Origin of the sequence: Algibacter sp. Ld11, from assembly GCF_045066735.1 — a bacterium.
Taxonomy (GTDB): domain Bacteria; phylum Bacteroidota; class Bacteroidia; order Flavobacteriales; family Flavobacteriaceae; genus Algibacter.
Genome location: NZ_JBISHH010000007.1, coordinates 329,060 through 340,786, shown reverse-complemented (window position 1 = coordinate 340,786; position 11,727 = coordinate 329,060). Strand labels below are relative to the sequence as shown.

Sequence of the window (11,727 nt, the reverse complement as noted above, 5' to 3'; positions counted from 1 at the left end):
TTACGTTACCGTTTTTAGCGGCTGCAAACTTACAACCTTTTATTAAACTCACAATGTTTTTTAATTCTTTTTTTAAAAGTTTTTACCTCTCTTAAAATCTTAATCAATCAACTTTTGTATGAACGTTACGCTTTGAAGTTTTACCTTTTTTAGCGGGGTGCAAATATAGATGCCTTTTTGGTTCTGACAAGCTTTTTAAACAAGTTTTTTTGAAGTTTATTTTAAACAAATGTTTTACAGCGATTTACATTATAACTTTCTTTTGATATCACATCTGTGTTTATCGTTATTGCTAATTACCGGGATTACTTCACTCGGTATTCTACCCCACTTTAAGGTGATTTTTAATTTAGTGGTCTCCTTCTTTAATACAATCGGTAGTGATATTATATCCCTTTATGCAGAGAAACACTCATTTTACCTATAAATTTTATTTTGTAATTTCGTTTTTTGATGTACTACTGTATTTTTAGTTCATTTTTTTAAGTCTGGTTAGAACTAATAGTGGTCATTTTTTTTAAAATTTCAGGTAAATAAAATTACAACTCAATTTATCCTTTTATAGAGAGACATGTGTTTATTTTAGTTTTGATATTATTTACTACCTTATATATAGGTACAACTATTTTATTGTTTCTCTTTTTATGTCTTCTTATATAATAGGTGTCTATTAATTCGATAGTGCTTCTCCCCTATTTTAGTTTACTCCTATGTATATAACATTATACATTTTTTAAACTAAAACTATATTTTGGTTTAAAAAGTGATTCTACAAACTAGCCCTGCGTTAGGGATTGAACGGCATGTTTGAGCTCTTTTTGTGTGGTTGCACCTATGCAACACAAAAAAGCGAGTAGTGAAAGCCCGACTCTAGCTATACCTCTAAAGGTGTAGCTAGAGTAACGCCCAAATAAAAACCTAACTCAACCAATTTATTCCTTTTTTACAATTTTTCTTTAAAACTTAAATTTTAATTACGAAAACACATAAAAAGATGATTAAAACACAACATTTTATGATAAACTCAAAATATTCAATTATCAATTTACCCAGATTATAGGTTTAAATTTAAAAACACATAATTTATGGTAGCTTAAATTTTTGAAGTGATAATTTAAACAAGGCTCTGCCTGAAAAGCTTTTATTTTTTTGAGCTATAGTCTATATTTAAAGGATACGAACCTTTATTTATAGAACATGCGAATAGGTATTATTATTGGTAGAATTGGCGGCGTGGACGGTGTTGCGCTGGAAACTGAGAAATGGATTGATGTATTAAAAAAATTGGGACATGAGGTGTTTATTATGTCTGGAGAATTTGAGTCGTGGACTATGGATTACGACCATGATTACTTGTTTCCTGCTTTATCGTTTTTTTCGGTAGAAGCTGAATGGGGGCAGCGCAAAGCTTTTTATGAACCAGATAAAGATCCTGGCCCATTGTTGGAGCATGTTGAGAATGCCTCGAACATGATTCATGATGCCATGGTTAAGTGGTTGGGAGACAAAAAGATTGAGGTTTTACTTTCTGAAAATGCATCGGCACTACCCTGCCATCTTTCTATGGGTGTGGCCATTAAAAAACTAATAAAAACTACAAGCTTACCTATTGTAACTCATGATCATGATTTTCACTGGGAACGTGGTGAGCGCTACGTATCTGCCCATCCGGAAATTAACCAATATGTGGATAATAATTTCCCGTTATTATTACCTGACGTAAAACATGCCGTTATTAATACGTTTGGTGTTGAAACATTTAAAAACAGATTTAACATAGACGCCACTTTAGTGCCAAATGTTATGGATTTTAATCGCATTTACGGCGTGCCAACTCCAGAAAATCAGTTTTTCCTTAAAGACTTAGGTATTACCGAAGATGAAATTGCTCTTTTGCAAGTTACTCGCATAGTGAGACGTAAGGGTATTGAAACTGCTATTTCTTTAATTGATAAACTAGATGATAAAAAACTAAAACTTGTTATTACTGGTAATAACAATGACGACGAGAATAAGGAGTATTATAATGAATTAATAGACCAAATACAGCAACTTAATTTATCGAGCCAAATAATATTTGCTGCCGATAAGGTTTTAGATCACAAAGACTTATCGGACGTTTATGCCCACGGTAGAGCTGCAACCTATTTTAGTACTTACGAGGGTTTTGGGAATGCTTTTGTAGAAACCGTACTTGCAAAAAAACCAATTTTTGTAAATAACTACAAACCGGTTTACATGCAGGATATTGGTAATAAAGGTTTTGAAACCGTAATGATTGAAGATGGCAACTTAACTCCGGAGAGTGTGCAACAGATGTCTGACATTATATACAACCCACAACGTTGTTTAGAAATTGGTGAATACAACTTTGAGATAGGAAAAAAGTATTTTTCTTATGATGTACTAGAAGAAAAATTAAGCAGTCTATTTAAATTTTAAAAACAAATAATGATTAACAATAATACAGCGAAAATACCTAACATATTAAATACATTAAAAAATGAAAAAATAAATACTTGGTTTGACCTCGGGTTATTTATTGATAAATTTAAAGAGCAAAATTTTGATTCGGCTTTTAAACAAAAGGCATCTACGTTTGATGCTGAAATTGAAAAAGGTGGTATTGCCTTTCTTACCTTTTATTTTACCATAGATGGTATTACGGTAGAAACGGAAAAATATGCCAAAATCTTTAAAAACATTTATCCCGATATACCCATTCACTATATTGCTGGAGATATAAAGGACGAGGCAGATGAGCTAATCCCAAGTAGTGCTTTTAAAAAAGTAATTCCAGAAATGGAAGCCTTTGATGCTTGGCCACTATACGAAGACTTCTTTAATATAAAAATGGAACGTGGCAGTGAGGCATACAATGCACTTATTGGCAAATTTTGGAAAGAGGTTTTGGTTTTAGTTGAAAAACTAGGTAGCTACATTGAGGAAAACGATATTTCGCTGTTGTATCTCATTAATGTTTGCTCGAATCCCGGAAATGTTTCTTTAGCGCTAGCCACTGTTTTAATTTCGGAGTATTTAGGAATTCCTGTAATAAATAATAATCACGATTTTTATTGGGAAGGTGGTAATAGAAAAGAAGATATTGCAAAGAAAGGCTTAAAAAAAGGTCCGAGAGATTTCTTTTTTCATAATGCACATATTGGCGAATTTTTCTCTGTTATAGAAATGGTTTACCCATGGGAAAGTCGTTCGTGGATGAATGTAAATATTAATAAAATGCAGCAAGAGCATCTTATTAATATTAATGGTCATAACCCAGCAAATGTAGCCTTACTCGGTACTGCTGTAGATACCAAAATGCACCAAATGAGTAAACGTGATATTATAAAAGCGTTTATGCAAGTCTCTACCATTTTTGCTAATGACAAAGATACTATTACCGTACATACTGCAGCACACCATAAAGATAGCAAGCGCTCACTTAAACCTATACTTTTAGGACATAAAACCATTAAAAATTTCGACTTTGTAAATAACAATATTGTATTTCTACAACCCACACGCGTGATTAGTAGAAAATCTATTGAGCTTAACTTTAAGCTTATTAAAAGATTGTTTTCTTACGACTCCTTTGCTGAGAAATTTTCAACCAATCCACAATTAAAATTATCTCTCATAGTTTCTGGCCCTATTCCGCATGGTCAGCAAAACTACTACCGTGATTTAAAAGAAGATTTTACAAATTTCCTTAAAGAACTTCCTAAAGAATTTAAATCGCGCGTATTACTTGGCTTTTTATTTAGTGAGTTTGATAAAAACGAATTCAAGAAAAGATATAAGAAACCTTTAAATATTGAACAACTCTATGATGTTGCTTCTCTAATTTTATTACCAAGCCAAACCGAAGGTCGTGGTTTACCCATTATAGAAGCTGCAGCTTGTGGAACACCCATATTTTGTAGACAATATGAACCAAGAGAAGTTTACGACCAAGTAATTGGTAGACATTTAGATGAATCTCTACGTTTAAACGTTTTAGAATTTAAAGGCTCTAAAGTACCTAAATTACTAGCCGAGAAAATATGCGACCACGTGTTTTATCCACAAAACCGAATGGTAGATGTTACACATAACCGAAGCGTAATTAATAAACGTTACAGCATCGAATCGTTAGAAAAAAACATGCGATATATTATTGAGCGCATGTGTTTACAACTAGATGCTATAAGTAGTGAAGACAATGCGCAAGTTGTTACCTTATTAAAGGCGTACAAAAAATCGGTTGAATTTGAAAACGACGATTTAAACGCTATTCTAAACAAAAAAACAAGACATTATTTACCAGGCTATGGGCGCTTGTCTTTTATGCTGTATTTAAAATCTTTAATAGACCCTAGTTTTTTTAGAGTTGAAGAGCAGCTTGTAAAAGGAAAAGTAATGCGCTATGCTAGAATGATGGAAAACGATATTCCGGATTTAGTAAACACAAATTTGCAACATATCCATAAATACTACAATGCTATTGATGATATTTTTAAATATGTAGATGGTGAAATTTCAACCAGACATGATCACGCTCTAACCTACAGACATAGAAACAAAAAATCTTTTGCATATCAAGCTTTTACATATCAAGAAGTAACAGGCTTAGTGAATATGATTTATAATGATATTTTTAAACCTCAACATTTAGCCGATTTAACTTTGGCTCCACAGTTTTTTGCAGATTGGGAATTGGCTCTTTTTCAATTAACCAACAGTAAATACTTAGGTATTGATGATCGAAAAATATTAACCACCAATTTAAAGAAGAATGTTCCAAAAGGATACTTCCCGGGACGATACATTAAACATGAGTTAGAGTATTTTGTTTTGCAGCCCATTCGTGCCCAATTAAAATTAACTATAGAAGAAGAACTGACAGAAGAAGTGCTACAAAGTAGCGTAGATTCTTTAGAAAAGATATATATATTTATCCATGAGCCAAGAATAACCAAGTGGTTTTCTAGCGCTAACATTAAAGAATATCTAGAAAGCGGTAAAGAACCAGAGTTAGGGCTGCTTTATAAAGCTGGCGTTGTACAAATAGTTGAAACGAAACAATGGTCGGAAGGTGTTCATTTTCCGCAAATGGGACCAAAAGCCATCAAAATCTTAAGAGACATCAAAGAAGCAAATGGTTTTTTAATAACCAATGGTGAATATTCTGCTATGATGACTGACATTATAGAAATTGATCACTTCCATATTGGTAAGGTTTTATATGAAATGACAGCCAAAATTATGGGCATACCAAAAGATAGTGGTTTTATTCAATTTGTACCAGCAGCTGTCCGAACCACTTTGGCCTATCCTACTCCAATTCAAACCGCAAAAGATTTTAACTTAGCTTTAAAAAGCGATGATTTTACCGAACTAAAAAATACTATTGGAGAAAAAGAGTTATTTAAAATAATTTCTACTGATGCCATAGAAAACGGAACGCCAATTATTAAACTTCTTGAGCAAATAAAAGAAGGCTTGAAAGAAACTAAAACTGCAGAAAAAGTGAAATCTTCTTTCGCAGGTGGTGTTTATAGCGATGGTTTACCTTGGAGTGGTGTATTAGCGGAAATTGATACTAAAAAATATAAATGGAAATTTGCAGCCCATATTGCGAATAAAGAACCTAAAAATGTACCTGCTTTAATTAAGGAATATAAGAAGAAAAGTAAAAATTCTAATAAAATAGAACTCGCCTGGAATGGTGGCTATATTTTAAATCCTGAGCTAGTTGGCAAACTTGGACTACCTGAAACCTATATTGGTTCTCCTTTAGGTTTATTGATTATGGACAATAAAGTGTTTTGTCCGCCATTATTTAACAAACCAGCCTTTATAATTTATAAAAATGGTGATGTTGATATCAGGAAAGTAAATTGTGAAGCTGGTTTAATTGTAAAAGGTAAACAAAAAAATATTGTTTTTAGTGCGAATAATTATAACAAGCATAGCGATTCCGAGGCTTGCTTTTACGATTTATCTTATTCTGAAGAAACCTTTAAAGGAAATGGAAATGTTATTATCAGAATTGCAGGAAATACTGTAAAACAAATTATTAAAACGAAAGCAGGTGAATCTGTCCCCGCTATTTCCGTCGGTATTACTTTATCCATTCCTTCTAAAATTTTCTCTAACACCATTTTTAAAGAAGGCGTGCCTTTAGACATTCAACTTTTAGAGCCAGAAACCAATCCTTTTAAATGGAATGAGATTTCGTATGCTATTGAAGCTGGCCCTATGCTAATAGACGGCGGAAAGCAAATTTTAAATATGGAAGATGAAGGTTGGAAAACCTCTAACTCTATTAAAACACAAGCAGCACGGTTAGATTTCACAGATATGCGTGGACCAAAAATTGCCGTAGGTATTACCAAAGAAGGTAAACTTATGGTGCTTATGGTTAACGGCCGTATTAGAGAATCGGTTGGAGCCACACATTTCGATATGGTAGATATTCTTTTAAAATATGGCATGGATAAAGCTATGGGCTTTGATCCAGGTGGTAGTAGCACCTTGGTTGTAGATGGTAATATTATGAATATCTCTCCATACAATAAAAACTACGAGAAAGATATTTACTCGTTACCCCCAGAACCTAGATTTGTAGCTAATGCTATTATGGGGTGGATTGAAGATTAAATTTTGTTGCAGTTTTAAATAGCTCTTTAAGCAACATCAACAATTAAATATAAAAAACCACTTTCTTAATTTTCGGAAAGTGGTTTTTAATTTTAATACTTTTAAATATATCGATATAAATTTTATAATAAACAATCTAAACTGCTTCGTTGTATTTTCGTGTGGCTCGTTTTAAATTTTCAGATAAAGATTTCAACCAAATAAGTTGATTCGGAATTAAGTACGCCTCCTGCAATTCGTGCATATCCTTGGTACTAATTTCTGTATTACCCTTTTTTATATTTTTATCTCTTTTGTGCGATAAATTCTGAAACGTTTTCAGTAGTACATCTTGAGCATTTTTAATAGTTTCAGCATTCGCTTGTTTAGTAATTGGCCTTCCCTCTAATAAGGAGCAAGACATTTGTAATGTATCTGCTATTTTCAAAACCATAACATCAAATTCTTTTGAGGCCGAAGTTGTTTTATGATTAACAATGAAGCTCCCAATTGATGCCATAGCCGAAACCATAGTTTGATTAAGTGTTACTAAACTATATATTAACTGAAATTCTTTTTGTTTAGATTTAGGATCTTGGGTTAATCTTTGAAATGCAGCGTTTAAATTACTTATCGCTAAAAAAGCATCTTTCCTTGCTACTTTATAAGCCAATTGATTTTGTTTTTTATCGTGATACAAATCTTTTGTAGCCAAAAGATAATTTTTATTTTTCTTTACGGCATCTATCAAAACATCTTTTAAATTGTTAACCTCCCAACTTGGCCACAATAAATAGTTTGCCACTATAGCAATAGTTGCTCCTATAATAGTATCTACAACTCGATATTGAATAACCTCAAAAGCATTCGGATTAATTAGAGAATACACAAAAATAACATTGATTGTTATTAGAGCTGCAGCAAATTTATAATTTTCCTGAATTAATGCAAATGCAAAAATTAAGGATACAATAGCTAATGTGCCGTAAACAATAACATTTTGGGTTAGCAGAACAATACTAATCGCGAAGGCTGCACCAATAAGTGTTCCAATAATGCGATCTTTAGATCGCTCTTTGGTTAAGCCATAATTGGGCCGCATAATAACAAGAATCGTTAAAAGAATCCAATACGTGTTATGAATTTCTAAAATAGTTCCCAGAGAAAAAGCAAAAACTACCGCCACAGTAAAGCGTAATGCATGCCTAAATAAATTTGAACTAAAACTAAGGTTTTGAATAATAACATTTAACCTATATTCTTGCAACGTTAAAAACTGACTAGCATCCTGTCTTTTTAAAGATACTTTAGAAGCTTCTCGAACATTAGCCATAACACGTCTAATAGCCCTTACCTCTTCTAATAGTAGTTCTTGATAATCGTATAAGTTTTTTAAAACCAACGCACCTTCTCTTGCTTTTGGCAGTGTAACATCATCTACATAATCGGAAATTGCATTATCAACCTTAGATAGAGCTTCTAATAAGGGTCTTTTATTAGGTATTTTTCGTTTTTGAATAAGTAGTTCCGAAAGTTTTATTAAATGATTTCCCAAAACTTTATTCAAATTTTTAGAGGCTTTCAGGTAAACTTTCTTATCCTGAAAAAGTCTATCTATTTCATTATAATCAAGATGTTTGGCTTCAATAAGCTCGAATATATTTATGGTAGATATAAATATTAAAAGTTGTTTTTCATCATAATGAGAACGACCCGATTTTTTTCTTTCAATATATAGCACTTCTCTTAAGGTCTCGTGCTTTTCGTTAATTTGTGTTTGTAATACTAGGGCTTCCTTTATAAGTGTTTCGCGTTTATTTTTTTTAGTTAGTAGTCTTGCTCTTAACTTTAAATATTCGCCAATAAGCGACAACGTATCGGATAGTAATTGGTTATTATCCTTTTTGGGAGATAATTTCTGAAAAGTATAGGATACCAATAAATACCAAAGTCCTCCAATCCCCATAAGTCCAATATGAGTAAAGATGTCTTGAGCACTTTCTTTATGAACAGCAAGAGCAAGCACCATGGATAACAAACCTGAAAATGAGACTAGCGAGGCTCTAAAACCATAAACCGAAATAAGTGAGACAACAAAAGAAATTATCGCTATAGCAATAAGCAAAAGCACCAAGTAAGGTTTAAAAAATAAAACAGTGCAACTAACAAGCATGGTTAAACCAATACTTATTAAGATAGCATTTACCTTTCTTTTTAAACTGCCAGGAATATCTCCAGGAGCATTTAAAAAGACACCCACAACTATAGAAGGGGCAAATGCAGCGTATCCTAAAAAATATAAAATAATTAATGGTGTAACTATCGCAGTAGTTAACTTGAGACCTCTATATAAATTGGAGCCCTTTATAAATAATTCTATATTATTTAAGTAAGTATTCAATATCAATTTTATTAATAACAAATATACTTTAATTAAAGCAATAGTTTTTGCGATAAATGAAACTCAAAAAACAACTTAACTTATTATTCAGTCTTTAATTATTCCAATGTAACCCTTCCTTACTTACATCAACTAATACCTCAGCATTAACGGGTTTTTCTTCTTTGTTATGAATCACAGAAATATCGCCTGTACTTTCAAAGACAACTGCTTTTACTTCTCTAAAATCATGCACATTAGCCTCTCTTAGTTTCGCTATTAAATCATCTTTACCAACATTACACGCCTTTAGTTTTTTATGAAGAATTTTTCCGTTCCACATAATTATTTGAGGTTTGTTTGTAAAAAGTTTTTTAAAAAAATCTATTTTTCTAACCAAGTAAGAAAACAAGGTTTGAAAACCAATAATGGCAATTAATACAACAGTTCCTTTACCTAAGGAATAGTTGCTATTCAATATTATTGATGCTAAAACAGATCCAACTGCAATGGTAGAAGCAAAGTCGAAACTAGACATTTTCGCAAAGGTCCTTAAACCAAAAACTCTGGTTATAATAATTATTATCGAAAAAACACCTAATACAGAAAGCACTAAATTAATGTAGTCTTGTAAAGTCATAAATTTTATTTAATGGTTAGACCATCAAATATATCGTAGAACATTTAAGTATATTAGTGCTAATGATTTAATTTGTAACTGAAATCATGATTATGTGCAATCTAGTTTAAGCAGATTAATAAGATTAAAAAACACCTTTTTTGATTAAGCAAGCCAAATTCTTTTCACTTATGCACTAACATGAAAAATCACAATTATAGACTCCTTGAAGTAATAAGCGTACAAAAAAACATAACACTACTAATAATTAATCGATTAAGTGAGTTTATTCAACATAAAATGTAAGCTAACAGCACATTCCATTCAAAAAAAAGCTAAATTTGTAATTCCCTAAATATTTTTTGAACTAAACTATTTTCTATTTATGATTAGACTAAAGAAAAACATGAGTAATTTTGATAGACTCGTAAGGTTTATAGTTGCCATACTTTTACTATCATTATTTTTTTTAGGAGAGATTAGAGGTATTCTTGGTATTATTTTAATCGTGGTTTCTTTTATGTTTGCCTTCGCCAGCATAACTGCTTTCTGTCCATTTTATAAAAGTGTTAAATTCAGCACAAAAAACAAAAACGACTATATTTAGCATTACTGTTTAGAATTTTTGTAATGAAATAAAACAACACGACAACGGATTCTTCAACAGAAATGATTTTGCTAAAAGAATTAAAATCAAGCATGGTAAGCCGTTTTTACTGTCACTTCAAAACACCTGCTATTCTAACCAGTTTTTAAAATCTTTTACCCGTTCGCGAGCTACAATAACATCTTGCTCATTATAAGATTGTAATTTAATTTGCAACCTAGAGTTGGTATAGCTCACCATATCTTTAATGGCGTTAATATTTACAAAGAATTTACGATTTATTCGGAAGAAGGTTTGTGGTTCTAATTCGCTTTCTAATTGATCTAGCGTACTGTCTAATAAATGATTTCGACCGTCCGCAGTATATGCATATGTTCCTTTATTTTCACTATAGAAACATTCTATCTCGTCTATGTTAATGAGTTTGAGGTGCTGCCCTACTTTTATAGAGAAGCGCTTTTTATAAACCCGATCTATAGGATTTACTAGTAATTTCTTTATATCATCGAAATCCAATGTAACACCTTGTTTTTGCGGCGCGCGTTCTTGGTATTTTTTTACGGCAACTTCTAAATCATCGTCGTCAATAGGCTTTAGCAAGTAATCAATACTATTTAATTTAAAGGCTTGCAGTGCATACTCATCGTAAGCTGTTGTAAAAATTACAGCACTTTTTATATCTATAGTTTCAAAAATTTCGAATGAAAGACCATCGCTTAATTGAATATCAAGAAATATTAAATCTGGATGTGGATTATTTTGAAACCACGTAATAGATTCTTCTACGGAATGAAGCATCGTTTCGGCTTCTAGATTTAAGGCTTTTAGTTGACGTTGAAGTCGGCGTGCCGATGGTTTTTCGTCTTCTATAATAATTACGTTCATGTTTTTTATTTCTGTTTTAAAACTACAATTTTTAAGTTAATGATGCAATCTGGATTTAAAATCTATATAGTATTTTTAATTAATTTTACAGACCTACCATAACCTTCTATTAAAACCTACCTTAGAAAAATTGCCCTGCGTTAAGGATTGAACGGTTTGTTTAAGCTCCCCGACCGCAGGAAGGGAGCGAGTAGTGAAAGCCTGCCCCGGTAGGGTAACGCCCTTGTTTTTTATAATGATATGAATTGATCTTTAGATTTTATTCCCATCTGGTTTGATCGTTTTTCATGTAGTCCTGCATTTTACGATCTTCCCATTTTTTACTAAACAACATATCCTTTGTAAAAACTCCAATGGCATGAAACACTAAACCTATACCCCAGAAAAAAGCGGTACTAAAGGTGCCAAAGCTCCAGAACTCGCCGTTGGAGTGATACGCTACAATACCTATTAGTATAAGGTTTATTACTACGTAAAAGAAAGCGTGAGAATAAAAACCTTTCAATGCTTTTAATCGTTTTTCGGCACGTAGGTAAGCATCTTCTTTTTGAAAATCAGTATTACTGTTGTTGTTGTTGAAGTCTATATTTTTCATAATTACTATGCTTTAAA

The 11,727-nt window shown here is 32.0% G+C and carries 7 protein-coding genes; 3 read left to right on the top strand and 4 right to left on the bottom strand.

Features of this window, described 5'->3' with window-relative positions:
- The first annotated feature begins 1,197 nt into the window (after positions 1-1,197).
- Together ACJJV4_RS04580 and ACJJV4_RS04575 are read left to right on the top strand one after the other, a co-directional pair.
- On the top strand, positions 1,198-2,442 hold the full coding sequence (locus ACJJV4_RS04580) for a glycosyltransferase (RefSeq protein WP_405292287.1): 1,245 nt from the start codon (positions 1,198-1,200) through the stop codon (positions 2,440-2,442).
- 9 nt (positions 2,443-2,451) lie between these two features.
- Complete coding sequence (locus tag ACJJV4_RS04575) at positions 2,452-6,645, top strand: phosphodiester glycosidase family protein (RefSeq protein ID WP_405292286.1); 4,194 nt, start codon at positions 2,452-2,454, stop codon at positions 6,643-6,645.
- Positions 6,646-6,781: 136 nt separating this feature from the next.
- Here the strand turns inward: ACJJV4_RS04575 and ACJJV4_RS04570 are convergent, their stop codons facing one another.
- Positions 6,782-9,025 carry an FUSC family membrane protein gene (locus ACJJV4_RS04570; RefSeq protein WP_405292285.1) on the bottom strand — a complete coding sequence of 748 codons (2,244 nt, stop codon included), beginning with the start codon at positions 9,023-9,025 and terminating at the stop codon, positions 6,782-6,784.
- A 94-nt stretch (positions 9,026-9,119) separates the two neighbouring features.
- Positions 9,120-9,644 carry a DUF421 domain-containing protein gene (locus ACJJV4_RS04565; protein ID WP_405292284.1) on the bottom strand — a complete coding sequence of 175 codons (525 nt, stop codon included), beginning with the start codon at positions 9,642-9,644 and terminating at the stop codon, positions 9,120-9,122.
- 364 nt (positions 9,645-10,008) lie between these two features.
- Here ACJJV4_RS04565 and ACJJV4_RS04560 point away from each other — a divergent pair, with 364 nt between their 5' ends.
- Positions 10,009-10,230 (top strand): DUF2892 domain-containing protein, encoded by a 222-nt coding sequence (locus ACJJV4_RS04560; RefSeq protein WP_405292283.1) that lies wholly within the window; start codon positions 10,009-10,011, stop codon positions 10,228-10,230.
- Positions 10,231-10,359: 129 nt separating this feature from the next.
- On the opposite strand, the gene ACJJV4_RS04555 is transcribed toward ACJJV4_RS04560, so the two are convergent.
- On the bottom strand, positions 10,360-11,115 hold the full coding sequence (locus tag ACJJV4_RS04555; RefSeq protein ID WP_405292282.1) for a LytR/AlgR family response regulator transcription factor: 756 nt from the start codon (positions 11,113-11,115) through the stop codon (positions 10,360-10,362).
- A 259-nt stretch (positions 11,116-11,374) separates the two neighbouring features.
- On the bottom strand, positions 11,375-11,710 hold the full coding sequence (locus ACJJV4_RS04550) for a 2TM domain-containing protein (RefSeq protein ID WP_405292281.1): 336 nt from the start codon (positions 11,708-11,710) through the stop codon (positions 11,375-11,377).
- Between the last annotated feature and the right edge of the window lie 17 nt (positions 11,711-11,727).

What these genes read in the sequence shown, in the direction of transcription:
- ACJJV4_RS04550 (WP_405292281.1), bottom strand. Translation starts at nt 11,710, where the DNA reads ATGAAAAATATAGACTTCAACAACAACAACAGTAATACTGATTTTCAA.
- ACJJV4_RS04575 (WP_405292286.1), top strand. Translation starts at nt 2,452, where the DNA reads ATGATTAACAATAATACAGCGAAAATACCTAACATATTAAATACATTA.
- ACJJV4_RS04565 (WP_405292284.1), bottom strand. Translation starts at nt 9,644, where the DNA reads ATGACTTTACAAGACTACATTAATTTAGTGCTTTCTGTATTAGGTGTT.
- ACJJV4_RS04555 (WP_405292282.1), bottom strand. Translation starts at nt 11,115, where the DNA reads ATGAACGTAATTATTATAGAAGACGAAAAACCATCGGCACGCCGACTT.
- ACJJV4_RS04560 (WP_405292283.1), top strand. Translation starts at nt 10,009, where the DNA reads ATGATTAGACTAAAGAAAAACATGAGTAATTTTGATAGACTCGTAAGG.
- ACJJV4_RS04580 (WP_405292287.1), top strand. Translation starts at nt 1,198, where the DNA reads ATGCGAATAGGTATTATTATTGGTAGAATTGGCGGCGTGGACGGTGTT.